The organism is Coleofasciculus sp. C1-SOL-03 (assembly GCF_040220555.1).
Classification (GTDB): domain Bacteria; phylum Cyanobacteriota; class Cyanobacteriia; order Cyanobacteriales; family Coleofasciculaceae; genus Coleofasciculus.
Genome location: NZ_JAVJUO010000059.1, coordinates 1 through 25,285 on the forward strand (window position 1 = coordinate 1; position 25,285 = coordinate 25,285).

At 44.6% G+C, this 25,285-nt stretch carries 21 protein-coding genes; 6 read left to right on the forward strand and 15 right to left on the reverse strand.

Going from position 1 to position 25,285, the window contains the following annotated elements:
* Positions 1–149: 149 nt before the first annotated feature.
* Both RIE73_RS08730 and RIE73_RS08735 read right to left on the reverse strand, forming a co-directional pair.
* Complete coding sequence (locus RIE73_RS08730; protein ID WP_446400822.1) at positions 150–1,397, reverse strand: NACHT domain-containing protein; 1,248 nt, start codon at positions 1,395–1,397, stop codon at positions 150–152.
* Between the two features lie 1,109 nt (positions 1,398–2,506).
* Positions 2,507–4,123 (reverse strand): helix-turn-helix domain-containing protein, encoded by a 1,617-nt coding sequence (locus tag RIE73_RS08735; protein ID WP_446400823.1) that lies wholly within the window; start codon positions 4,121–4,123, stop codon positions 2,507–2,509.
* Positions 4,124–4,478: 355 nt separating this feature from the next.
* Here RIE73_RS08735 and RIE73_RS08740 point away from each other — a divergent pair, with 355 nt between their 5' ends.
* The 3 genes from RIE73_RS08740 (at position 4,479) to RIE73_RS08750 (ending at position 11,226) form a co-directional block, all read left to right on the forward strand.
* A complete protein-coding gene (locus RIE73_RS08740; RefSeq protein ID WP_446378589.1) occupies positions 4,479–4,601 on the forward strand; it encodes a hypothetical protein in 123 nt (40 codons plus the stop codon).
* A 1,219-nt stretch (positions 4,602–5,820) separates the two neighbouring features.
* Positions 5,821–8,835: a PAS domain S-box protein gene (locus tag RIE73_RS08745; RefSeq protein WP_446400824.1), complete on the forward strand. Its 3,015-nt coding sequence runs from the start codon at positions 5,821–5,823 to the stop codon at positions 8,833–8,835.
* Positions 8,836–9,210: 375 nt separating this feature from the next.
* Positions 9,211–11,226, forward strand: a complete 2,016-nt coding sequence (locus tag RIE73_RS08750; protein ID WP_446400825.1) for a hypothetical protein — start codon at positions 9,211–9,213, stop codon at positions 11,224–11,226.
* A gap of 64 nt (positions 11,227–11,290) precedes the next feature.
* Here the strand turns inward: RIE73_RS08750 and lpxD are convergent, their stop codons facing one another.
* From lpxD to rd, 4 genes are all read right to left on the reverse strand, one after another.
* Entirely contained in the window at positions 11,291–12,331 is a 1,041-nt protein-coding gene (lpxD, locus tag RIE73_RS08755) for a UDP-3-O-(3-hydroxymyristoyl)glucosamine N-acyltransferase (RefSeq protein WP_446400826.1), read from the reverse strand.
* A 72-nt stretch (positions 12,332–12,403) separates the two neighbouring features.
* Positions 12,404–12,790 carry a hypothetical protein gene (locus tag RIE73_RS08760; protein WP_446400827.1) on the reverse strand — a complete coding sequence of 129 codons (387 nt, stop codon included), beginning with the start codon at positions 12,788–12,790 and terminating at the stop codon, positions 12,404–12,406.
* Between the two features lie 399 nt (positions 12,791–13,189).
* Entirely contained in the window at positions 13,190–14,413 is a 1,224-nt protein-coding gene (locus RIE73_RS08765; protein WP_446400828.1) for an NAD(P)/FAD-dependent oxidoreductase, read from the reverse strand.
* A gap of 26 nt (positions 14,414–14,439) precedes the next feature.
* Positions 14,440–14,601: a rubredoxin gene (gene rd, locus RIE73_RS08770; RefSeq protein ID WP_446400829.1), complete on the reverse strand. Its 162-nt coding sequence runs from the start codon at positions 14,599–14,601 to the stop codon at positions 14,440–14,442.
* A 401-nt stretch (positions 14,602–15,002) separates the two neighbouring features.
* Here rd and RIE73_RS08775 point away from each other — a divergent pair, with 401 nt between their 5' ends.
* The gene (locus tag RIE73_RS08775) at positions 15,003–15,434 is read left to right on the forward strand and encodes a KGK domain-containing protein (RefSeq protein ID WP_446400830.1); all 432 of its coding nucleotides are present in this window, start codon (positions 15,003–15,005) and stop codon (positions 15,432–15,434) included.
* A gap of 318 nt (positions 15,435–15,752) precedes the next feature.
* On the opposite strand, the gene RIE73_RS08780 is transcribed toward RIE73_RS08775, so the two are convergent.
* The 6 genes from RIE73_RS08780 to RIE73_RS08805 all read right to left on the reverse strand — a co-directional run bounded on the left by RIE73_RS08780 (position 15,753) and on the right by RIE73_RS08805 (position 19,844).
* Positions 15,753–15,929, reverse strand: a complete 177-nt coding sequence (locus tag RIE73_RS08780) for a hypothetical protein (protein WP_446400831.1) — start codon at positions 15,927–15,929, stop codon at positions 15,753–15,755.
* The gene (locus RIE73_RS08785) at positions 15,926–16,180 is read right to left on the reverse strand and encodes an AbrB/MazE/SpoVT family DNA-binding domain-containing protein (protein ID WP_446400832.1); all 255 of its coding nucleotides are present in this window, start codon (positions 16,178–16,180) and stop codon (positions 15,926–15,928) included. The genes RIE73_RS08780 and RIE73_RS08785 overlap by 4 nt, the downstream gene beginning before the upstream one ends.
* A 628-nt stretch (positions 16,181–16,808) precedes the next feature.
* Entirely contained in the window at positions 16,809–16,994 is a 186-nt protein-coding gene (locus RIE73_RS08790) for a hypothetical protein (RefSeq protein ID WP_446400833.1), read from the reverse strand.
* Positions 16,995–17,169: 175 nt separating this feature from the next.
* Entirely contained in the window at positions 17,170–19,011 is a 1,842-nt protein-coding gene (locus RIE73_RS08795) for an ABC transporter ATP-binding protein (RefSeq protein ID WP_446400834.1), read from the reverse strand.
* Between the two features lie 141 nt (positions 19,012–19,152).
* Positions 19,153–19,533 carry a response regulator gene (locus RIE73_RS08800; RefSeq protein WP_446400835.1) on the reverse strand — a complete coding sequence of 127 codons (381 nt, stop codon included), beginning with the start codon at positions 19,531–19,533 and terminating at the stop codon, positions 19,153–19,155.
* 35 nt (positions 19,534–19,568) lie between these two features.
* A complete protein-coding gene (locus RIE73_RS08805; RefSeq protein WP_446400836.1) occupies positions 19,569–19,844 on the reverse strand; it encodes a DUF7219 family protein in 276 nt (91 codons plus the stop codon).
* A 325-nt stretch (positions 19,845–20,169) separates the two neighbouring features.
* On the opposite strand from RIE73_RS08805, the gene RIE73_RS08810 reads away from it, so the two are divergent.
* Positions 20,170–20,955 (forward strand): endonuclease/exonuclease/phosphatase family protein, encoded by a 786-nt coding sequence (locus RIE73_RS08810; RefSeq protein ID WP_446400837.1) that lies wholly within the window; start codon positions 20,170–20,172, stop codon positions 20,953–20,955.
* An 80-nt stretch (positions 20,956–21,035) separates the two neighbouring features.
* Here the strand turns inward: RIE73_RS08810 and msrP are convergent, their stop codons facing one another.
* From msrP to RIE73_RS08825, 3 genes are all read right to left on the reverse strand, one after another.
* Positions 21,036–22,019 carry a protein-methionine-sulfoxide reductase catalytic subunit MsrP gene (msrP, locus tag RIE73_RS08815; RefSeq protein ID WP_446400838.1) on the reverse strand — a complete coding sequence of 328 codons (984 nt, stop codon included), beginning with the start codon at positions 22,017–22,019 and terminating at the stop codon, positions 21,036–21,038.
* Between the two features lie 848 nt (positions 22,020–22,867).
* Positions 22,868–23,584, reverse strand: coding sequence for a DUF2259 domain-containing protein (locus tag RIE73_RS08820; RefSeq protein ID WP_446400839.1), 717 nt, complete (start codon positions 23,582–23,584; stop codon positions 22,868–22,870).
* Positions 23,585–23,702: 118 nt separating this feature from the next.
* Positions 23,703–24,632 (reverse strand): alpha/beta hydrolase, encoded by a 930-nt coding sequence (locus tag RIE73_RS08825; protein ID WP_446400840.1) that lies wholly within the window; start codon positions 24,630–24,632, stop codon positions 23,703–23,705.
* 266 nt (positions 24,633–24,898) lie between these two features.
* On the opposite strand from RIE73_RS08825, the gene RIE73_RS08830 reads away from it, so the two are divergent.
* A complete protein-coding gene (locus RIE73_RS08830) occupies positions 24,899–25,276 on the forward strand; it encodes an ADP-ribosylglycohydrolase family protein (protein WP_446400841.1) in 378 nt (125 codons plus the stop codon).
* The last annotated feature ends 9 nt before the right edge of the window (positions 25,277–25,285 follow it).

A 25,285-nucleotide genomic window follows, 5' to 3' on the forward strand; every position in this document is an offset into this window, starting at 1 on the left:
AACTTTAAAAAGGGAGTAACAAAAAACTCTATTGTTTATGCGTTGGCTCGCTAGAAAGAGCGCTCACTCCTTACCCTATCTCCTCTTATGGGCTTTTGTGTTTCTTACCGATTTTCCCCACACCCCACACCCGGTTCCCCAAACCCTGCCTACCTTTGACGTGAGCTTGTCACCCCTTCAGGGCAATAGGGAATAGGCTTTCTTGCAATGGTTTCAACGCTGATGTAACAATCACTGTTGAGGCAATTGACTAGCAGTTTATTGGCTTCGTAATACTGCTGAAATAATTGCTCCTGTTTCTTGCTAAACTGCCAATTATGACCAAAATTGCAATACTGCATCATTACATTCCTCAAGCCTTTAATCCAGATATATCTTTCAGAATTTAAAAATAAATTACATTTATTAAAAGCATCTTGATCACCAGAAAAAGGAAGTGCTTTACTGAGCTTCCCAAGTGCCTTCTGTAATTCTAGACTTAAGTTACATCTCGATGCATCTGAGAGACACCATACTGCCTCATCAAAGTAGGCTTCAGTATCATTCCACACAGCTACTATTACACACTCAAGAGCACTCGTCAACCAATAATCCAGAGACATCATATCATTACTTGAGTAGATGTCTTTCTCTACTAACTGACTTGATTCACCATTAAACATGGGAAAATCAATTATTGTTGGGTGAAAAACAGAATTGATTCTCTGATCAAGCTCTAGAGAATAGAAAAGGTTTAAATAGAATGTTCTAACAATGACTAATTTTTTTGGACTTTTAACCGATCGCGCCTTTTCATCCAACCATATCAGAAATTGCTGTAATTTTTCATATCCAGCTAGCAAGTCATCAATTTTTTGCTTCATCTGCTGCACCAGTTCATCAGCATTTCGCATCATGCCAGCCGTCAGCAAAAACACCTCACGCCAATGCTTTTCCGTCATCTTACTGACTAATAAATCAATATCGGATTTAGCTACAATTTCTCTAGCCGTAAAATACTCTTGAAACGTCAAATGAGAAAAGGAATAAATGCCTCTCGCCCGTTCTACTAGCAACCCATGTTGGGCTTCAATCGATTTTAGAACTTCATCACTGTCTAATAACAACGCATCCGGATCAGTTTTAGCATCGGGTAAATTGCGAATGTAATCAGCGATATACCGCTCAATCTCTCTTTGCTTAAATAAATACCTTCCCCGCTCAAAGGTAGTGAAACCAATTTTACTCAATAAATCCTCTTTACGCTGGACTGACAATTTCTTGTAAACCTGCTCTCGTACAATCCGCCGCTTCGCATCCCATTTCCGTAAAAGCGTATGAATAGCTCGACTGTACAATTCAGCCCGGTTAGCTGGAAATTCCCCAGAATCTTCAAATTCTATACACAGTAATGTCAACAGTAAGGGGTTGCTTGCCAGTTCTTTGATGGGTTTGTTATTTTCTAACTGTTCTATAAAATAATCAGCTAAATCTAATTGTTTAGCCTGAAACCATTTGGTAGCAAATGTGCGAATCTGCTTATCGTCAAAATCATCGACCTCAACATCTGTAAACTCTTCAAAGGTATACTCTCGTGCAGCAATTCGGCAAGTAATGACAAAGGTGTTAGTATCATAGTCTTCGGTAAAGGCTTGAATCTGAGTTAAGACGCGATCGGCATCTTCTTCCCTAACTTCATCTAAGCCATCCAGCAGAATTAACCCGCTTCCGTGTTGAAAAATTTTAGAGAGTTGGTTTTCTGTAACATTGCAGTTCTCGAAAATTTGATTAATAGCTGACTCCTGTGGTGCTGGGAACGGTTAGTTACTGGGTGATTAATTCTGAGTTTCAGGGGGTGATTCAATTGAAGTTAAATCGCGATGGGGGTGAAGTGCTGATTGATAGGCGTTCTGAGTAGAAGAACCTGGCGCGTGTGTAGGGGCGGGTTTCACTATTATCTTTTCGGTTGCATCCAGATGTGACTAAACCCGCCCTGACTTGACCTTTGATTTCGCTAGCTGGTCAGTTATAGTAATGGTGCGTTACGCTTCGCTAACGCACGATGGCGGCGTGACTCAGCTAAAATGGTGCAATAGATTGGGTACGTAGTGAGGGCTTGAGCCAACTACAGCTAGGCGGAGAGAGAACTAAAGTTCTCACTACAAACAAAGTCCTATTTTAGCTGGGTCAGTCCACTACGATTTGGTTAGCGCGTATGTAGGGGCGGGTTTCACGACTATCTTTTCGGTTGTACCCAGATGTGACTAAACCCGCCCAGAGTTGACCCTTCGTTTCGCGAGTTAGATAGGGTTTTGAGTCATAACGTTACCGTAAGGTGGGCAAGAAAAACGAATGATAATATCAGCGTTTTACGGTTGATAAAGCTTGCCCACCCTACATCAATTCTGTAGTGGTCGGTTGTGTCCTACTATCATAGTTATCCCAAAACCTTTACATAAACGAATGACGAATGACAAATGACAAATGACGATCCCCGTCGTTAACTTTAATTGTCACCCCCTACTTATTATCCAGAATTCAATTCAGCTAAACCCAGCACTTCCTGCAACAACCGTTGGTCTTCTAATTTTATCCGAAACCGTTCCTTCTCAATATCTCGAATCCAGCTTTGGCTTTTACCTGTCAATTGCGCTAAGTCGCGTTGACTCAGTTTGTTGCGTTGTCTCGCCGCGATAACATCTGCGCCAGACAGTACAGAGGATGACTGGGATTTAGTATTTCGCTTTGTTAATCGTACCTTGTTTGGCTCCACGCTAGTCAGCGCATGTTCCCATTCTGCCTTCAGTTCAAACCATAAAATCCGGGCTTTCATTAATAGATTCCACTTACCACGAGGCGCTGCATCGGTTAACCGCCTGTTGCTATTTCCGTCTTGAATCCAAAACTCTAGCGCCGCATCCGCATCGTCGGGAAGTTCCCCCAATTTCGCCCACATGGGTTGAATCTCTGGTAAATAGGTTACCGGATCAAACACGGGTTTGAGTCCATGATGACTGAGAACTTCTAAATCACTTTCAAATGTTCGCACCAGACGTTTCCGTTCATCTCGCTGGGAAGACGCCCGCAGGAGTTTGTCCTCTCCATACGCCACCCGCATTAATGTGGGTACGGTAATCCGTTGTCGTTTGCCGATTCGGGTTTTAAACAGCAGCCACAACATCATCCGTGTCGCCCCTTCATGATGTTGCCAGTTACTCATCACGGCGCTGAGTAAGGTTTGAGGCAGATTACCATACTGATAAAAGGCAGTTCGGTTTTGACAGCCTTGCCTATTTAAGAAGTATTTTGCCCAAATGCCTGCCCTAATCCGAAAGGTTAACCCAACCAAATGTTTGTATCCCTGTTCGTCTTCTTGAAAATGATGTTCAATTGGCTGAAGATGCCATAAGCGACTTTGGGGAATGCTAAATGCGGGGACTTTGCCTTGTTTTGACCAATGAACGCCGAGGGTAATTTGGCAGGGCTGCTGGGCAAGCTGTTTGATTAGACTTAATTTAGCGGCTTTACTCAAGTCTGTGCGTTTCTCTAATCCCAAATAGTTCTCAATTTGCACATCGTTGAGAGTAAACTCGTCCTGCCACGGTTTGTCTAACCCTGTGGCGTATGCAGCATATATTAAATGGAGACAGGTGGCTTTGATATCCATCGCCTCAAGTGTCGCTTGTGCTTCATCAGTCGATAACGTATCCGTTGAGTCGGCATTGACGGTAGGGGTTAGCCAAAAGTCCACTGTCCCTTTACCTTGACGCACCTGGCGCTGATAACAGAGTTTTCCAGATGCATCAGTGTGCCAAGGGAGAGAAAGGCGCTGTGCCAATAGGTTGGACGCTTCCCAGATAACGATGGAGGAGGCAAAGGGATTAGTTTTGTCATTGGCAAATAAGTCCGGACTGGTAGCAGGTCTTTGATTCAGCTTGTATCGTCCCTTTTTCCCATGGGCGGGAACGGGGGAACTGATGGGACAGTGAATCACACATTGAGGTTCAGGATAATACCCTTCACAGTTGTTACACAGATTCGGATCAATCCAGGTCTGGTTATCCTTGACTTTGATTGCACCCGTTGGACATTGGACACGACAGGTATCACACCCAGTACAACTTTGGGAAAGTTTATAAGCCATAACACACGGAAAACACTGCAAACTTTAATCGTTAATAAGTAAAATCCTGGACTCAAGCGGAAACCTTTAGATTGCCGATGAATTGCCTAGGGATTGAATGTCGGCAAATTCTAAAATAGACAACTGTCACCGATGAGTCGCTATAGATCGTTGCCTCAAATCGCTGATCGATTCATGGCATTTTCTTTATGCTTATCAAAAATCTTTATAATCAAATTCTTACTTTTCCCCTTCAGGATATTTGTTCAACCTGAGCAATTATCGATTTCTTAAGATTTCTTTTATTAGGTAACACTTTTTAATACTTTTTTATACTAAAGTATTAGTGTAGAGAATCTGAGGTGACTAGACGTAAATGAAACGCACCACGATTACAATCAAAGTGACTGTCGAGCAAAAGCAGCAGCTTAAACAGGAAGCCGAGAAAGACAAGCGAACGCTGTCAAACTATATCAAAGTGAAACTTGGCTTACTCTAAGCCAGGTGAGTCTCAATCTTGGCTCAAAATTGCTGATTTTGCTAAAAAATGGTTAATTTTCATGTCTAAGAGGAGGATTTGACCAACGTCTGTCTCGACTGATTGGTTTGGGCGATGGAGCGTCACATTAAGCGATTTAAAACTTGCATCAGTTTTATGCAAAGCTTACTTGTACGTGACTAAACAGTGACAAAATAGTGATCTCATTACATCGGCAGCTTGCCACTCCTGAACTGTATAAATACAGAGGATTCGGAGTTTGTAGAGTACTATTGGTTTTGTTAAATCGTTGGCTGATCCACTAATCAAACAGTTCGAGCGTGGCAAGTTGTCTATCTCTATAATAGAGGAATTTTTTTCGGTAAAAACAGGGCTGTTTTGTAGTCTAATTAACTGAAATATATAACCAAATAAGCTACGCCACTCAGGTTTGGTTTTTATTCAATAACATTTGGTATCAATTTTAACAAAATTTAGGCAAAATCCAGTCTATTAGTGAATTGAAATTAAGTAAGATTAGGTCGAAAAATCCTAGTAGACCTTCTAGTTTTCAGACGAACGCAAAAATAACGTAACAAAAGCTACCTGATCATCCTTGTTTGATCGTTAACTGTAAGGAGTCGGACACAATTAAAGTTGACGGTTGAGATTGGGGAACAGGGAACAGGGAACAAAAAACAGGGAACAAAAAACAGGGAACAGGGAACAGGGAACAGGGAACAGGGAACAGGGAACAGGGAACAGGGAACAGGGAACAGGACAGAGTTGACGGTTAAGATTTCTTCGTACAGCGGACAGAATTGAGGTCTAGGTACTTAGTTACACCAAGTAATACCCGTTCAATACGGTGGGCTTTCCGACAGTGAAATCGCTTTAATCAGAGAAAAAGAGGAAAATCAGCACATCTAGCTCGATTTGATAACTTGCCTTATCATGAGTGAGTTGGTTCAACTGCCAATGGTCAACCTCGCCTCGAATCAAAATCTCGCTTATTGACCATTACTACCATTGAGAGACTTGGGTGCAGCTAGGTGACAGGCGATTTGAGCTAAGGGCTTTACAATTAGTTACATGAATGTGGATAATGTAAATCAGTAATATCTATTAACATTCTTTATGTCAAAGGCGATAAAATTTAATAAAATCTTAAGCATTCAACTGTCTACTCCCGCAAAACCCTCGCAATAGTTGAGCCACGCCTCTGAGTGTGGAGAAAATCATGGCTATTTTACCCAATTCCCTTGAATCTACCCCCAACTCCACCAAAGACCAACAGGCACAGGAATCGCAGCAACATAGCGAAGCCCAATTTCAGGCATTAGTTGCCAATATTCCGGGCGCTGTCTATCGTTGTACCTGGGACTCGGCTGGGACGATGACGTTTCTGAGTTCAGCGATTCAGGATATTTCTGGCTATGAGGCGTCAGAGTTTATTGGCGATCGCATCCGTTCCTTTGACAGTATTATCCACCCTCACGATCGCCGTCGCGTGAAAGAAAGCGTGGGTCAAAGTATTGACAACCAACACCCCTACGTGTTGGAGTACCGGATTGTCCGCGCCGATGGCAAAATCGCTTGGGTCTATGATAAAGGTCAAGGGACGCGGGATGAGAATGGTGTCGTCCAATGGCTGGATGGCGTGATCCTGGATATTAGCGATCGCAAACAAACAGAACTTCAACTGCGGGAAACCCAAGCCTTCCTCAACTCCGTGATCGAGAATCTCCCGGTGGGTGTCTTTATTAAAGATGCCAACGAGTTGCAGGTGATGTACTGGAACAAAACCAGCGAAGAACTGTTGGGTTACTCGAAAGCCCAAGTTCTGGGTAAGAGTGACTATGATTTTTTACCTTACCAACAAGCCCGACTCTTACGGGCGAAAGACCGACAAATTCTCATGGGGGGTACATTAGTCGATATTCCCGAAGCCCCCTTAAACACGCCCCATCGCGGCGAACGCATCGTCAATACCAAGAAAGTCCCCTTGCTGGATGAAACGGGTACACCCCAGTATCTATTGGGGATTTTTGAAGATATCACAGAACGCAAGCAAGCCGAAGCCGCCCTGCGAGAATCGGAACGTCATTATCGCTGTATCGTGGAAACCGCATCCGAGGGGGTTTGGGTGTTTGATGAGAATAACCAAATCACCTTCGCCAATAGTCGCATGGCGCAAATGCTGGGGTATACGATCGCACAAATGCAGGGGCGATCGCTGTTTGATTTTATTGACAGCGAATCCCAACCACTGATCCAAACCTACTTAGACCGTCGCCGTCAAGGAATCCAGGAACGCTACGATTTCAAGTTTCGCCGCCAAGATGGATCAAATCTGTGGGCGATTATTTCGGCGACGCCACTGTTTAATGATCAAGGCGGTTTTGTCGGCGTACTCAGAATGATTACCGACATTAGCGATCGCAAACAAGCCGAGGAAGCCTTACAAGAGAGAGAACAATTTTTAAGCAGCATCCTCAATGGTGTGGAAAACTCCATTAGTGTTGTCGATGTCCACCAACGCCAGAGTGACCCTGATCCATCTTGGGAATTTTGTTATGTGGATGTGAATCCCGCTTACGAACAGTTAATCGGTATCCCCGCCGAACAGTTACGGAATCAACCCCTCGGTGCGATCTTACCGCCGGATCGGGCAATCACGATAACCGACCATTACACCACCTGTGTCCAGACGGGAACATCCCTATCCTATGAAGAATGTTTTAGTGTACAGGGACAAGAACGGTGGTGGATTACCACATTAACCCCCCTGCGTGATCAACACGGACAGATTTATCGGGTGGTGAGTACCAGTACCAACATCACCCAGCGCAAGCAAGCGGAACAAAAAACGGCGCGATTGACGGCAATTTTGGAAAGTACCACCGATTTTGTCAGTATGTGTGAACCGGATGGGACACTCCTCTATATTAATAAGGCGGGGCGGCAATTGGTGGGACTTGATCCAGATCAGGAGATCAGCCATCTGCGGATGTGGGATTTCCATCCCCAGTCGGTGAACCAACGGTTGTTCGCCGAAGCCTTACCCACCGTGATCCAGGACAAAGTATGGCAAGGTGAAACCTCACTCCTGCACCAAAATGGTTGGGAAATTCCCGTGTCTCAGGTGGTGATGGCGCATCCCGGCGCCACTGGAGAGGTAGAGGTGTTTTCCACAATTATCCGGGATATTAGCGATCGCAAACAGGCGGAGGAAGCCTTGCGGAAATCGGAACAGGAGTTGAGAGTCAAAAACCAGGATCTCCAGCACACCTTAGATCAACTCAAAAAGACGCAAACCCAACTGATTCAACAGGAAAAAATGGTTAGCTTGGGTCAGATGGTGGCGGGTATTGCCCACGAAATCAACAACCCGATTAGTTTCATTGCCGGGAATATTACCTATACTCGTCAATATGGGATGGAATTGTTGCAGTTGTTGCAACTCTATGCCAAACACTATCCCCAACCCGTTGCCGAAATTCAAGCCGAGATTGAGGCGATTGATTTAGACTTTGTTAGGGCAGATTTTCCCAAACTCTTGAACTCCATGGAAGAGGGTGCGAATCGCATCCGTCAAATTGTCTTATCCCTGCGGAATTTCTCCCGTTTAGATGAGGCGGAGATTAAGCCAGTGGATATCCATGAGGGGATTGAAAGCACCTTACTCGTCTTACAGCATCGACTCAAATCAACACTGAATCGTCCCGAAATTCAGGTTGATAAACACTATGGTCATTTGCCATCGGTGGAATGCTACGCCAGTCAGCTTAATCAGGTGTTTTTGAATATCCTGGGAAATGCCATTGATGCCTTAGACACCCACCCAGAACCCCGCAGAATTACGATATGTACGGCAGTGAGTTCTCAATTACCCGTTGTCCCATTGGAGAAATCACCAGACAACGAACCCCAGAACTCGCAACCGATTGAACGGGTAATTATTCGGATCAAGGATAATGGTCCGGGTATCCCCGAAGCGATTCAAACGCAAATCTTTGATCCGTTCTTTACCACCAAACCGATTGGCACAGGGACGGGTTTAGGGTTATCGATTTCCCACTCAATTGTGGTAGATAAACATGGGGGTCAATTGACCTGTATTTCTCAACCGGGTCAAGGGACAGAGTTTGTAATTGAGTTACCGGTGAAACAAAAATCGCTCTCGTCTGCGCTTAAGTTTTCCTTTGGGGAATCTTTTCCCTTATCACCCAAGTTTGTGCAGTCGTCAGTGTGAGTGTTCATCAACACCTAGAACACCTGTCTGGTAATCGAAACCGATACCAGAGTTCCCGAAAAACTGTAACACAAGCGAGAAGGTCATCTCTTGTTTGGCTTCTTAGCTGCTGCTAACGGTGGTTACTGGACTGACGCTTTAGAGTGTCGATTCAGTAACCACCGTTACATTAGATTCGATTCCTGATCTCAGGTTCGTCTAAACCACAAAATAGACAAATACATGACACAGACATGAATAAGTTTCTCCAGTTTCCTGTATAATATTTATTCATCATCTCTGTAGAGTCACGGTCGTTCATTCAGACTTTAATTAGGCTGACCTAATTAATAGTTAAATTACCAACATACACGATAAGGAAACTAACGAGAAGTGATGTCATACTATATCGCATTTTTCTGGGGAATTTTTATTCTATTGTCTCTCAGCGGTTGGGGAGGAACTGTTAATCGCATTTTGTTTCCCAAAGACCAAGTTGACTGGGGGCAAAAAGCGGCGTGGGGGATGGCTTTCAGTATGGTCATTGGCGGATTATTAAATCTGACATGGACAATTTCAAAAACGAGCATTCTGCTCTATCTAGGTTTAGGTTTTATTGGTTTTATACTTGACATTTATCAATCGAAATTTATCAGACTCAACTCCTTAACCAAAGCCAAAATAAAATCGAATAATAAAATTGGGGTAATCATCGTAGCTTGTCTAATTATCGGATTGCTGATCATCCAATATGCCGGATGGGTTGCTACGGATAAATTTCATTCAGTTGATGACTATTTTGCTTATTTGGTTTTTCCCAATAAAATGCTAGATATGGGTTCAATGGGTCTTGATCCTTTCAGTCGTAGGAGGCTAGAATCCTCCCTAGGCGCTCAGTCTTTTCTCCATACGTTTGTTCTAAGCATTTTACCTGAACGTAATATTCGGATCATTGATCCTGGAATTTCCTGGCTCATTTTATTTTTAGGTGTTTTAGGTCTTTTTCAAGATAACAATATTTCCCCTAAGAAAAGACTTTTAATTTTATGTCCATTGCTACTGGTGATTTCCCCTGCACGAAATACGACCAGTATTGTCGTCGGTTCTGTATTATTTTTGAGTCTTTTTCGTACTCTAGATTGGCAAAAATTAAAATCTTACCACTTTTTAAATAGGGCATCTATTATTGCCTTGATTACAGCCGCTATTTTTTCATCAAAATATACTTTGCTTATAGCCGCTGTTATTTTATTGGCAACAAGTTACTATTTTTATATTAAGACTTATCGCCCGATCAAAAAAGCATTCTATGAGTTGTGTGCCGCCGGAGTATTGACGTTACTATTTATTTTACCCTGGATGATTTCATTATACCAATCATCCGGAACATTTCTTTATCCTTTCTTAGGCAAAGGCTATCATGCCGCCATCTATTACGATCATTATACGCAGCGTACTAGCGATATGCTGACCTTAAAAGGGTTCTCTGAAATGATTAAAGCAGCACTGGAAGTGACTCACATTGGATTTCTATTGGTGGCTGGGGCTTATCTACGATTAAACCCTGGGACAACATGGCAGAAAGAAGAACGTGGAGCAACTTTATCACTACTAATCAGTTCTGCTGTGGGGATCGCCCTTTTGTTGGGTTTGGCTGGGGTAGTAGCTGAACGTTATACCTTTCCTTTTGTATACATAACGATTATTGTTTTGGTGGTGAAAATAATCAGCAAGATAGAAGTCAAAGACACAGATCAGAATGATCCAAAATTTACTCAATATACCTCCGCCCTCATTGCTATGCTGGTACTGGGTATGCTTATTGGTAAAGGGAGTGGTTGGAATGCCAGCCAAGAGTTTTATCAAAGTCATGTAGGAAATATCCGGCGCAGCTTATCGGGTAAGCCTTTAGTTTTAGCGCCAAAACAGGAAGCTGAGCAATATAAAAATGCACAGGAGTCAATTCCCGAAGGTGAACTTCTTTTAACCCGACTCGATAAACCATTTCTACTGGATTTTAGTCGTAATAAAATTTACATTGTAGATAGTCCAGGTCATGCGAGTTTACCACCGGGTATGCCCTTATTCAAAGGTGCTGAAGCCCTGAGTGACTATTTAACGTCCCAATCCATTCGATATGTCGCCTATTCTTATAATCCAGAACCCGCTCATCAAAGAGAGTATTGGTTGGGAAAACTGGGAGACGAGATTTATCCCTGGGTTGAGCCTGATCGGATTATAAACGTTCTTCGTCCTTCTCTCAGAAGCGAAGTCCAATACACGTTAGATTTCCAAGATAATCTGAAAAAGCTGGGTGATTTAAGAGAAAAAATATATGACGACGGCGAAATTTTTGTGATCGACTTGAGCCGTCGTAAAAAGGGACTTTTACAAAGGACGAATGACGAATGACGTAGCTTGTTTCTCAAGGGAAGCGAGCTATTCACCGTTCAGATTAATTGTGTCCACCTACTTATCACCCTTTGTTTTTCTTTAATTCCTTTAACGTTTGATACATTTGGGGTAACCGATTATAAATCGCAGATACTTTCAAAAATAATTTGTGGGGAACGGCGGGAATACCCGAGACAATCGCCCCGGCTTCTACATTATTATGAACCCCTGTTTTCGCCGTTGCGATCGCGCCGTCTCCAATCTTAGCTTGATTAGCAATCCCGACTTGTCCAGCGAGGATTACTCGATTCCCCACATTCACCCCCCCAGCCAAGCCAACTTGCGCCGCGATCGCACAAGCACTTCCCACTTGACACCCATGACCAATTTGGACTAAGTTATCGATTTTAGTATTACTACCAATCCGAGTTTCTCCCACCGCCGGACGATCAATCGTCGTATTACAGCCGATTTCCACCCCATCTTCTAAAACGGTGTATCCTGATTGTTCCATCTTGAACCACCCCTCTTTCGTGGGGACAAAACCAAACCCTTCCGCCCCAATTACCGCACCGCTATGAATCACACAATCCGCCCCAATTTGGCTACGTTCATGGATGGTACAGTTTGCATGTAAAATAGTGCGATCACCGATTTTGACATCGGGATAAATCACCACATTCGGATGAATACAAACCCGATCACCAATCCTCACCCCCGCCTGAATCACCACATGCGCCCCAATATAAACCCCATCCCCTACCTGCGCCTCTGGGTGAATTACAGCGCTAGAATGAATGGACGGTGCAGGTTTCCAGGGTTGATAGAAAAGCGCGATCGCCCGGGCAAATAATAGTCGGGGTTCCGATGCGCCAATCCAAGCAATACCGCGTTCTGTGGCTTGTCGTTGTAACCCTTCATCCGGGGGTAAAATTAACGCCCTCGCCTCGGTAGTTTTCAGCCTAGCGGCAAACTTAGCCCCCTCAATATAGCTGATCGTACTGGGGGTCGCTTGGTCAATTGGGGCGATCCCCTGAATCTCTGGATCACCATCCGGATTAACCGATAAACTCGTGCGATCGCTGTCTATATTAAGCTTTTCTACCAGTTCACTAAATTTCATCGTTGTCAGGGTTCATGGTTAATCGTTCATGGTTCATGGTTCAGCCATGAACGTTTTTAGCCAAGGATTCAATTAATTTCTAATCGGTCTATTATAGTTAACCATAACCCTGCCATTGGTTTGATTGACAGTGACGCTGGTTTCTACCGTGAACCTTGTCGCACCGGGAGGGCGTCCTTTAAAGGTAAATGTTATAGTACCATCCTCATTTTCTGTATAAGGTGCATCTTGTACCGGACCATGCATCGCCGCTTCCGCCCGATATTGCCTCAATCCACCATTAATCCGTTCAGCCGCTTGTCGGGCTAGATTTTTCGCCCGATTCAGGTCAATGTAATATCCGGGATCTATTTCTGGAGATGATGCAGGCGATCGCGGCGATGTCTGGGCTATGCTATTGACGGCATTTCCTGTAAACGTTATCAAAGTTAGGGCAGAAACTATTAGGATTTTATACATACTTCTATCCTCACCAGTTTGAAGACATAGATTATATAGTATAGCGTTTTTTCCAAGAATTATGGCTAGCAAACCTTGAGCTTCACAAGCCTTGCAATTATACGTGAAGCAGGGCAAGCTTTATTGTTCGTTTATTGCCCAAACAATAACTTAAATTTATCCCCAAAAGGACTAATGTCATTTTATTTTATTATCAATTCTATAAAATTGCCCCTCAAATCCTTTACCCCCTCTGCGTCCCTCTGCGTACCCCTCTGCGCTCCTCTGCGTTGAAAAAATACAATTCCGATGCTGATAGGTTAGATATACATGCTGAATCATTTTGCCCCTAGATTGAACCGGGCGGGTTTCGTTATTCAGTTATCAATAACCAACCAATTTTAGTCCCTAAACCCGCCCCTACATTGTCCCCATTGCTTGACCCGCTAACCAAGCCGTTGTCCAAGCATTCTGAAAATTAAATCCGCCCGTGATTCCATCAACATCCAGGATTTCACCCGCAAAGTGCAGCCCCGGACAGCAGCGACTTTCCATAGTTTTAAAATTCACCTCTTTTAAATTTATCCCACCGCAGGTGACAAATTCCTCCTTAAAAACACCTTTTCCTTGAATCAAATAATGTCCCTGACTCAGTTCTTTAACCAATTGATTCAGAGCTTTTTTCGAGAGTTCTGCCCAACGTTTGTTTGGGTCAATCCCAACATAGCTAATTAAACTCTGCCATAACCGTTTCGGAATCGGAATTGGGCAACTCGTGCTGATATGACGGTGCGGAAGTTGAGATTTAACCGATAGTAATAGCTGGCGTAGATAGTCTTGGTTGTATTGGGGAAGCCAATTAATCACTAAAGGAGTTTGGTAGTGACAATCGTGGAAAAATCGAGCCGCCCACGCCGACAGTTTCAGGACAGCCGGACCACTTAATCCCCAATGGGTAATCAGTAAGGGTCCGGTTTGTTCCTTGACAGTTTTCCCGGCTTCTGGTAGTTTTAGACAAACATCATTCACACTTATTCCGGCTAAATCCTGTAAGCGTGGGTCTGATATCGTAAACGTAAATAAAGAGGGAACTGGGGGTTGGATAGAATGACCCAAATTCTTGGCAAAGCGATAGCCAAGGGGATTACTTCCCGTCGCCAAAAGTACGCGATCGCACTCGATAATTTCTCCAGTTTTTAATTGGATTTGAAACCCAGAAGTAAAGCGAATGGATTTAACCGGAGTCGCGGTGCGAATCTGAACCCCTGCGCTTATAGCCGCATGGATGAGACAATCAACAATCGTTTGCGACGTATCCGTAACCGGGAATATCCGCCCATCCGCTTCGGTTTTCAACTGTACCCCCTGCGCCTCAAACCAGGCGATCGTATCTTTGGGTTGAAACCGCGTAAACGCCCCACGCAAGGCTTTACCCCCCCTAGGATAGGCTTGTACCAAAAGGGCGGGGTCAAAGCAAGCATGAGTAACATTACAGCGCCCCCCACCAGAAATCCGCACCTTAGTTAAAGGCGTTTTCGAGGCTTCCAGCAGGATGACTTGGGTGTGAGGATGGGCGGATGCAGATGCGATCGCGCCGAAAAAACCAGCCGCACCCCCACCGATAACGACAATTTTAAGAGACAAAGTGCTTGCATTACTCAGGGTTATGATTATTCTAAGGGTTCAAAATCCGATTTAGCCGCCCCACAGACGGGACATACCCAGTCATCCGGGATATCCTCAAAGGCGGTTCCGGGTTCGATACCACCATCGGGATCACCTTGTTCGGGATCGTATTCGTAGTTGCAAACGGTGCAAACATATTTTTTCATCGTTGTCTTCTCCTATTATCTGATTCAGTCGTACAGTGTATCGTACACCGTATTGCACAACTTATTCAGGCTAGCTATAGTGGGATGGAAGAGTTTGGCACAGCAATTATTTGCTATTTTACCGAAGAAAAATACTTTTTGGGATTGGCGAATCTAGGGGATGATTGACAACCGCTGGATAGTCGTCTAGAGTAACAGGATCTGAGCATTCAACGAAATTTAGAGTGTCAACTTCGCGACATTGAAGTGATGAAGCCGCATAATGGGTAACGACTGAATCAGGAAGTTCAGTCGGTAGCCAGGGAGTTTTGTCTACCCATATTATCCGAGCTAGTGGTATCGCATGTCTAGCCTTGCGATAGTTATAGTGAGAATTTTGCCAACGACAACTGGAGAGTAAGATGAACGGTAAATTTTATTTATTAGAGTGTGGGGATAATGATGTTCTGTCGTTTGGAGAGGATACATACAAAGTTCATAAATTGAAAAAGGCTTTAAATCAATCCTTGACTTCAGATATCGGAGCGAAATTCAACGATAGTTTAAGTGATAATGGAGTGACTATCGATGAAACTATTCTGAAACCCACAGGTGATGATGACTCAGGGAAATGGTTTAGCCAGGGAATCGATTGTGAAATTCTTAGGTTAGGTGCAGATCGCTGGAAAAAAGGAAAGGTTAAACTGAAAATTAATCTGGAATTTTATATTGAAGAACAGAGTGCTGTAGAAACCTATCGCCGAAATAATTTAAAACTTGAGCCATCTGACTCCCCACTTACGGATCTGCGTCAGATTGTTCATCAGGATGAGAGTCAGCCGGAAAACCAATAAATCAGATAGTTTATCTTCCTAGCCACCTAGCCTTTTGAGGAGGCGATTAAAATCGCTGCTACACAAACAAAGTCCGCCTGCGCGGACTGGTTTATAACAGGGGTAGCTAACCCGAATTTGGTATAAAAGCATCCCCACTATGCCAATTACAGGGAGTTGGACTTGGAGGGCGTTCATTTCTTTGATTCAGATAAATAGGGTTGAGCATACTAATACTCTAACAAGTGATTCAGGTACGCCAGTTATTTAAGGCAACGTTAGTGTTGAGTGTGTAGGGGCGGGTTTCACTACTATCTTTTCGGTTGCACCCAGATGTGACTAAACCCGCCCCGACTCAGGTTTCTGGACTTCCCATGAAAAGTTAGGTGAAAGTGTAAGTGTCACTTCTCCTCGTTCAGCCCGTTCTACTAATCTCAGTGATCGTTGAGCAAAGCCTGATGGCTCTCCGGTTAATAAACGGAGTAAGACATTAGCATCAACCCATAAGTCTGTCATGAGTTTTCAATCTGAGTTTTTTGGGCAAGTGTTTCCGCGACACTCTGACGAATTGCCTCTTTACCGGGATAAGGAACAGTTGCAGGTAAGACGCCGTAAAATTCCCTAAGTCGCTTAGGCTTAATGATTCGCAATTTTAGATCAGTTTCTTCTAGGAGCAGTAATATTTCCTCTCCTCCTTGAAGTCCTAGTTTTTGGCAAATGTGGGCAGGAATTCTAATTTGTCCTTCCGGTGTTAGTTTGACTTTCATGGCATATTTATTCAAAGTCTAAAAAGCTGAATCGGGGCGGGTTTAGTTACATCGGGTTACAACCGAAAAGATAGTTGTGAAACCCGCCCCTACACAATTTATACCAAATCCGGGTTAGCCACCCCCTTTATAAGCTAGTCCGCGCAGGCGGACGCAAGTCAAGTGTAGCTGCGACTTCTAGTCGCCAAAATCCTTTTCATTCCAACAGTTAACGGTTTAGCGCCGAGGATGGCTGGGTTATGGCGGATATCTAATTAATTAAGATGGCGGTGTGGTACACCTAAGCAAGATGAATTAGAATGGAAGCCCGGAAACCGTAGGGGCGCATGGCGTGCGCCCGATTCAATGGTGAAATCTATTCCATCATTTTAGCTGTGTCAGTCCACTACGAACTACGAACTGTGCGATCGCACTGAAAGCGGTCTCAGCGATAATTTGATAGGCTGAGGTTCCCTTACTACAAACTACGAACTGTATTAGCTAAGGATTGGTGGGTTACGGCGGATATCTAATTAAATGGTTATGTCTTACAATTGAGTCCCGCCTCACCCACCCTACGAACTACGAAACTTGTGCGATCGCACTGAAAGCGGTCTCGGCGATAATTTGATAGGCTGAGGTTCCCTTACTACAAACTATGCACATCTTGACGGATTTTAACCAACTGGTAGTTTGTTACGACCCGATTCCCATCCGGTAACTGTGTCCAATACCACTCCACATCTTCATCGTCCTTAATTTGAATGCTAAAGATGGAAGCGGGAATGGAAGAGTCTGTGGGAGGGGGTGCGTAGATGACTCGTACTGATGACATAAACTCCTCCTTAGTCGGGAACTTACTCTAATTTGAGCTATACGAGATAGTGCCTTACCATCATCTCTCTTTTGAGGGAAAACGACCGTAACAAATTGTTAAATAACACCAAGGACAAATGACAAATGACAAAGGACAAAGGACAAAGGACAAAGGACAAAGGACAAAGGACAAATTATTGATATCCCGCCGCCTGTAGCGCAAATAACCGCGCATAACGTCCGCCAAGCTGCACTAATTCCTCATGGGTTCCCTGTTCAATGATTTCTCCCCCCGCCATCACCACAATTTTGTCCGCCATGCGTACTGTGGAGAAACGATGGGAAATTAACACCACCATTTGATTCTGGGTAATCGTGCGGAAGTGGTCAAAGACTCGCACCTCCGCTTCTGCATCCATGGCGGCTGTGGGTTCATCTAAGACTAAAATATCTGCACCGGTTCGCATAAAAGCGCGAGATAGGGCTATTTTCTGCCATTGACCTCCAGATAGTTCCTGTCCTCCTTTAAACCATCGCCCTAACTGGGTGCTAAATCCGTCTGGCATTAATTCAATAAAGGGTTTCGCCATACCTTTCTCCGCTGCATTTTTCCAGCGATTTTCGTCTTGCAAATAGTCTACATCTCCAACGCCAACATTCTCGCCTACGGTAAATTGATAGCGGACAAAGTTCTGGAATATTACCCCAATCCGACGGCGTAGGGTATCAAGTTTCCATTCCTGTAAATCTACCCCATCTAAGAGAATGCGCCCGGAATCGGGTGTATAGAGACGAGTTAAGAGTTTAATTAATGTTGTCTTTCCTGACCCATTTTCGCCGACAATGGCTAACTTTTCTCCCGGTTTTAAGTGCAGGTTAATCCCTTTTAGTGCCGGGGTTTGACTGCCGGGATAGGTGAAAAATACAGTCTCAAACCGAATCCCATCCCCCGGTTTTATCCCCTGAGTGGCTGTTCCCTGAGATTGGGGAACCTCTTGTTCGAGGAATTCATAGAGGTTGGAAATATAGAGGTTATCTTCATACATCCCGCCAATTGAGGTAAGTATGGCAGAAAAGGTAGATTGTCCTTGGCGAAATACGGTTAAATACATGGTCATCTCGCCTAAGGAAATTCGACCCAAGATGGTTTCGATGACAATCCACGCATACGCCCCATAAAATGTCAGCGTACTTAGTAACCCTAACAAATACCCCCAAAATCCCCGCCGAATCGTCAAATCTCTATCTTCTCGGTAAAGGCGTCTGAAGGTGTCGTTGTAGCGTTGTAGCATGGTTGCGCCAAGCTGGTATAGCTGAATCTCCTTGGCGTAATCTTCTCTGGCAATTAAGGTTTCCAAGTAATGCTGCTGGCGGGTTTCTGGGGAACGCCACCGGAATAAGCGAAAGGCGACGCCAGCAAAGCGGGTTTCGGCGATAAAGGGAGGAATGGCGGCGATGATTAATATCGCCACCGCCCAAGTTGAGAATTGCAGCAGTAATCCGCCAAAGGTGAGTAGGGACAAACTATCCCGAACCAGTCCAAAGGTTCGCGTCACTAGCGCCAGAGGGCGACTGGAGGCTTCTCGCCGCGCCTGGGTCATTTTGTCGTAAAATTCGGAGTCCTCGAAGTGGGGTAAGTCTAAGGTTAAAGCTTTTTCTAGAATTAACACATTCACCCGTTGCGCTAATAATACCCGCAATAGCGACTGGCAAACCGTTTGACCGCGCTGACTTCCTGCCAGTATCATAACCGCGATCGCTTCTAATCCGACATAGCCTAACGCTAGCCAACGATGGGCGGCTAATCCTGACTGAGACGCCAATACCACGGTATCGACAATCAATTTGCCCAAGTATGCGATCGCAGCGGGTAATAATCCCGCGATAACGGTTAAAATTGCTAGCACCAGGGTTAGTCTGTGACTGGTTGTCCACACTAACTTCAAGGCTTGTCCGCTATAACGAAATACTGAAAGGGATTGACGAAGATTCCGGATCAGAAATCTCAGCGAGTAGCGTTTCTTGCGTCGGTTCATTGTTTCTGGTAGACATTTTGTCAGCACTACTACGCAGTGTAGATCCTGATCCCTTGTAGGGGCGGGTTTAGGAACAATTGTAGGGGCGGGTTTAGGAACTCAATTATCTTGTCACCGATAACGTATCAACAAAACCCGCCCTCACTTATAAAAATTGATATGATTGGCGATCACTGTTAAGAGTTCATCGGTTGTAAAAGGCTTAGCCAGATAACCATTCGCACCAAACTTTTGCCATTGATGCCTAACAGTTTGGCTTTTTTCTGCCGAAATAAAAATAAAGGGTATCGTTGTAGTCCTTGAATCTTGGCGTAAACCTTTGAGAACTTCATACCCATCTAACTTTGGCATCCGAATATCGCACAAAATCAAATCAGGGACAAACTCTTTGGCTAAGAGTAAGCCCCTGTGAGAATCGCCAGTGCCAATTGCCTTATACCCTTTTTCCTGTAAGACATTAAGGATAATGTCCCGCAAAATTTCTTCATCTTCAATGACTAGAATGGCAGCATCTTGTATCACAGTTTTTCTTAAACGACCATTTTATACACAATCTATTAGGTTTTGGGGGGGTTAGCTTGACCAATCCCCAAGGATTCCTTACTATGTTTCAATTGCTTCCAGAGTGACTGCACTTGCTGATAGGCTTGTTCAGAGGAAATCTTGCCGCCAGTTTCTAGGGCGGAAATATAGGACACCTTCTGGGCAAACTCTTGCAAGTTGTCATTAAAGGCTAGATCCTCTGGTGTAAACTTGCCGTAATAGCGGCATCTAGGGTAAAGAAACTTTTGCTTACTGACCTGTGCGGAATCGGATAATGCGGACTGTGCCATGTTTCACCTCTTGTCTTAATTCTCTACTTTCTATTATATTAGCAAAAGCTTAACCTTAATTTAACCATAAGTTAACTAAATGTTATATAGAGATTCGATTTGAGTTGTGAACATCAAGAATCAGCAAAAAGGAATAGGTAATAGGGAATAAGGAATAGGCGGGAACAGGGAAGATGGGGAAGATGGGGAAGATGGGGAAGATGGGGAAGATGGGGAAGATGGGGAAGATGGGGAAGATGGGGAAGATGGGGAAGATGATTACCAATCAACAATCAACCATGAACCATGAACAATCAACAAATGACATAAGACGAATGGCAAACCAATGAACATTAAAATCATCACCTTCAATATCCGTTATGATAAGCCTGATCCCGATAACCAGGATTGGAGGATTCGGCGTGATCCGATCGCGGCGCTAATCCAGGAGTATCGTCCGGATATTATTGGCACACAGGAAGGCAAAGCCCACCAGCTACTGGACTTACACCGCCGTTTACCGAATTATCAAAGTATTGGGGGCGATCGCACAGGGACAGGGACAGGAGAACATTGTGCGATTTTCTATAACCAAGACCGTCTTAAATGCCTGGATCATGGCGATTTTTTCTTAAGCGATACGCCTGATATTGCTGGGAGTATCAGTCCTGAGTGGGGAAATCCTGCCCCGCGAATGGCAAGCTGGGCAGTCTTTAGTGTAGCGCAGGTGTCGAAAACCATCACCTGTTTTAATACCCATCTGGATTATACCAGTGCCAAGGCACGGGAACTGGGGGCGAGGCTAATCCGCGATCGCATGATTCACCACAATCCTGACAAGACCTATCTCTTCCTTACGGGGGATTTTAATGCTGAACCCGGTAGCTTACCCCGGAAAATCTTATCTGAGTTATCAGCGAATTCTATTACTCTCAAGGATGCCTTAGCAGGTGTTGAATTAGAAAAACAGCGAAGTATTCATGGGTTTACAGGTGAGGCGTTTGCGGCTGTTGATACGATTTATTACGATAGTCGTGTGCAGCTAGAACAATTGAAGGTTGATGATCGGAAATGGCAAGGAATTTTTCCCTCTGATCATTTCCCGATTATCGCTAATTTTGTTAATAATTAGCGGCTGCTGAATAAGTCTTGTAGTGGGGAGAGGCAATAGGGAACAGGGAACAGGCAACAGTTTTAACCCCCTGTTGAACATCAAGTATACAACTGTGCCACATATTCCCCATAGCCGTTATAGGGCAACGTTTCCCGTCTTTCCCAAGAAAAATCGGGTCCCTTGCCAATAAACTTTTCCGTCGCTTGAGACCAACGTGGGTGCGGCACATCCGGATTGACATTTGCCTCAAACTTGTACTCATAAGGAATTAACGTATTCCAAAATGTCGCGGGTTGAGTCTCAACAAATTCAATCTTGACAATAGACTTAGCCCCCTTAAACCCATATTTCCATGGCACAACCTCTCGAATCGGTGCCCCATGCTGTTTCGGCAGAAAATGACCATAAATCCCTACGGCAAAAAATGCCAAGTCATTCGCCATTTCCTCTACCGTTAATCCTTCGGTGTAGGGCCACGGTAGTTTACCACTGAATGACCACGCTGGACCGATTCTAATTTGAGGATCATCGAAAGACGTAAACCGGACAAATTTGGCTTTAGATGTGGGTTCCACCTCTTCCATTAATAATCGCATCGGAAATCCTAGCCAGGGTAATACCATTGACCAGGCTTCGACACAACGGAAGCGATAGATGCGTTCTTCGAGGGGGAATTTTTTGCGTAAATCGTCTAAATCGTAGGTGCGGGGGTTTTTCACCAATCCGGTGACTTCAACCTTCCACTCATCTGTGGGTAAGGCTTGGGCGGCTTGCCATATCGATTTGCCACTGCCAAATTCATAGAAGTTATTATATTGTCCCGCCAGTAACTCATTGGTGATGGGACGGTCAACATTCGCAAATGCGGGATTGGTGTTAAGGGGTTTGACCGTCGGTTGATTGAGGGTAGCGGCTAGGGCTTTATTGGTTTGTGCATCGGAGGAGGCTTGACATCCCAGGATAGGGAGAATACTCGCACCGACTAGGGTTTTGAGAAAGCGACGCCGATTGAAGTAAACGGCTTCAGGCGTGATTTGGTTTTCGGGAATTTCCCAGGATTGGGGAACGCGGATAAGGGTCATTGGGAAACAAGGTTGACGGCTGATGTGGCGGCGTGATTTGAACCAACGCCTGTATACAAATCTTAACCTGTTTCCCGTCAAACGCTAAATAAGTGTTGGGGGAGATGGGGGAGATGGGGGAGATGGGGTGAGGGGGAGATGGGGTGAGAGGGTGATGAAGGAAACAGTAGTGCTTTTCGTCTCCCTATAAGTGCAAGCTTTTCACCCATCCAGGAGGTATGTATTGCACTTCTAGTCGGCTTTAAACCTCCTCTAACTCTTGATATATAAGGGTTTCCGGGTTGTGCAGCAAACCCTAATTAATCTTTTATACTTATACTTTTCTATACATAACAACAACACTCAACCTGCTCTCTGAGTGACTTCCTCTCCATGATTAATACTAAATAGAGTTGCTCTAAATTCGGGAATTCAGATGCATTGCTCCCTACATTTCTAGTTAGAGGATGTATCAGTCTTCGCGTTGAGTGTTGCTGTTAGAAGTTGTGTCTCGGATAAGACAGATATTAGATTTAACAGAGTTTTAGCCTTCCCTCCTTTCTCGATTTTCAAGTGACATTAATATCTGTCAGTGAAGCTTTCTCTTTCGCTTCAATTACTAATTTACTACTCTCTCAGAAAAGTACAACCCTTTGCAACACTTTTTAATGTTTCTTTTCGTTCTCTAACTTATAGACACATAAGTTTAAAGTAGTGAGAGTAGCCACTCTAGTCTCAATCCAGATTATCTCATCTGATACCAAGTTGCTTTCTAAAGCCTTTGGCTGCTATTCTCCACACCCGACACCCGACACCCGACACCCCATTCTGCACCCCTAACTGAGGTAGTCAACCCGGATTCACTATGACTAATTCTCAAATGGCTGCAAAGAAAAGCTTTGCACTAACGTGGTTTTGACGACATCCTCGTGAGTCGGTTGCAGCATATCTAGCAGAACCACGATATTACTACGGTTAGGAGATAGCCGCACCTCTCGTATCCGATAGCCTTTCACGGCATCCCGGTAGTTGTTCAAACTACCTAGAGTTAAGCGCTGATTCTGATAGTTTATGATTAAGCGCATGGACGCCCGTTCGACGGGAGAGGTGCCTCCCGATAACACGGAGGGGATACGCCTTTGTTCTAGGCGCAGTTGTAACGGCTGGTTGTTTAAGCGAAATGTAACAGTTTCGCTGTCATCTGGCTGACGGGTGCGATCGATGACAGGGAGTTTAATGCCAACTTTCAGCCGATTTAGTCCTAAATCTTGTCGGAGGGTTACTGTGTCTTGCAGCAAGTCGTTTTCAGCCGCTTGATTGCTAAGACTATAGGCGTCGCGATCATAGTTGGTTCGCAGACAACCATTTCTGACACAGGAATTATTGGGGATATTGATAATTTGCAGATGAGCCGTGGGAACTTCTGTGACTGAATCCCGGTAACTTTCTAGATGAATATAATGACGATTATCCGGGGAGAATCCGGCTAAGCGAACCGAGGTGTTGAGTATGGCTGCATATCCGGGGTTGAGGTACAGGATCACACTGGCTGCGATCGCGGAAGACCCAAGTGATACAATTTTCATAATCAGAAGTCAGTAAGTAGGTGGGGACAATTAAAGTTAACGGCGGGGATTGTCATTTGTCATTCGTCATTTGTTATACTCGTGAAGCGCCAAGCCAGCTAGGTTTATGTAAGGGTTTTTAATTGAACTGAGACTGGAGGGCGACGGCGGCTTCGGCTAGGGCTTCTCGACCTTGATCTAGCACCTGTGCCATGCCAATAAAGCCATGAATTGTACCCTCATAGCGAGTCATTCTTACAGGTACACCTGCTTTTTGCAAGCGCATTCCATAGGCTTCTCCTTCATCTCGCAGGGGATCATATTCAGCCGTGATAATTAGGGCTGGGGGTAAGTTACTCAAATCGTCCGCGAGTAACGGTGAAGCCTGGGGATTTTGTCCGTCGGTGGCTGATGAGAGATAGTGATGCCAAAACCAAAGTAATAATTCTATGGTTAACAGGTAATCTTTGCCATTTTGCCGATGGGAGTCGGTGTCAAAGCCATACTGAGTCGCGGGATAGAATAGCACTTGATAACTTAGGGAGGGGAAATTGCGATCGCGTGACAGTAAGGCGACAACGGCGGCTAAGTTTCCGCCAGCGCTATCTCCACCCACCGCAATCCGTTGCGGATCACCCTGAAATGATGCCGCATTTTTAGCTACCCATTCTGTCGCGGTATACGCATCCTCTACGGCGGCGGGAAATTTATGTTCGGGTGCGAGACGGTAATCAACGGAAACAACAATACACCCGGCTTGATTCGTCAACGTGCGACAGATACTATCCACCGCCTCTAAGTTTCCAATCACCCAACCGCCACCGTGGAAAAATACCAGAATCGGGAAGGGTGGGTTTCCGGCGGGTGTATAAATTCGGATCGGAATATCGACTTCAGAACCCGGAATGAGACGATTCTCCACCAAGGCGACAGGTTCAGGTTTATGGGAAAATTGATCCGTCTGCGCTACTTGTTCTCTCGCTTGGGTGGGGTCAAGTTCATTTAGGGGAGATAGTCCTAATTGTTGGATTTGGTTTAATACTAGCTGAGTTTGGTCATTCAATGGCATAATTAATTCGCTATTAAATTGGATGGACTGATGATTAAAAACAGGTTTTGTTGTTCAGTTATTGGCGATAATCAGGGCGGGTTTTGTGGTTTGGTTATTATCCGGACAAGTTCTTGATGATAATCAGGGCGGGTTTTGTGGTTTGGTTATTATCCGGACAAGTTCTTGACGATAATCAGGGCGGGTTTCGTTGTTAAGTTATCACTAGACGAGTTACCTTTGTCCCTAAACCCGCCCCTACAACCCGACAATAGGATGTATGATGAATGACACAGTATCCTCACAATTTCAACAACAATACTCAACTTTTGCATTGGCTGTTTAGAGCGAAGAAGATTGACTTAAATTGGGGACGTTTATTTGAGCAGGAACCGATTTCTTTACCGCCAGCAATGAACTGGAATCGGATTGAAGGTATGATCTTAGGACTTAATCCGGAAGCGGCAATTGTGCGAGCTGTTAATGATACCGAGGATAATGATACCATTGCCGCCATTGTCGGAGCGGCGGTGGGAGCGTTACATGGGAAAGACGCCCTACCTCAACGCTGGCGAGTGGGACTATTGGGTCGAACGGCTGAACGTGATGATGGTACACTCTGGAGAGTTCTAGAGACCGCTTATCAGATTTGGTGGCATCCTTAAACTTACCCT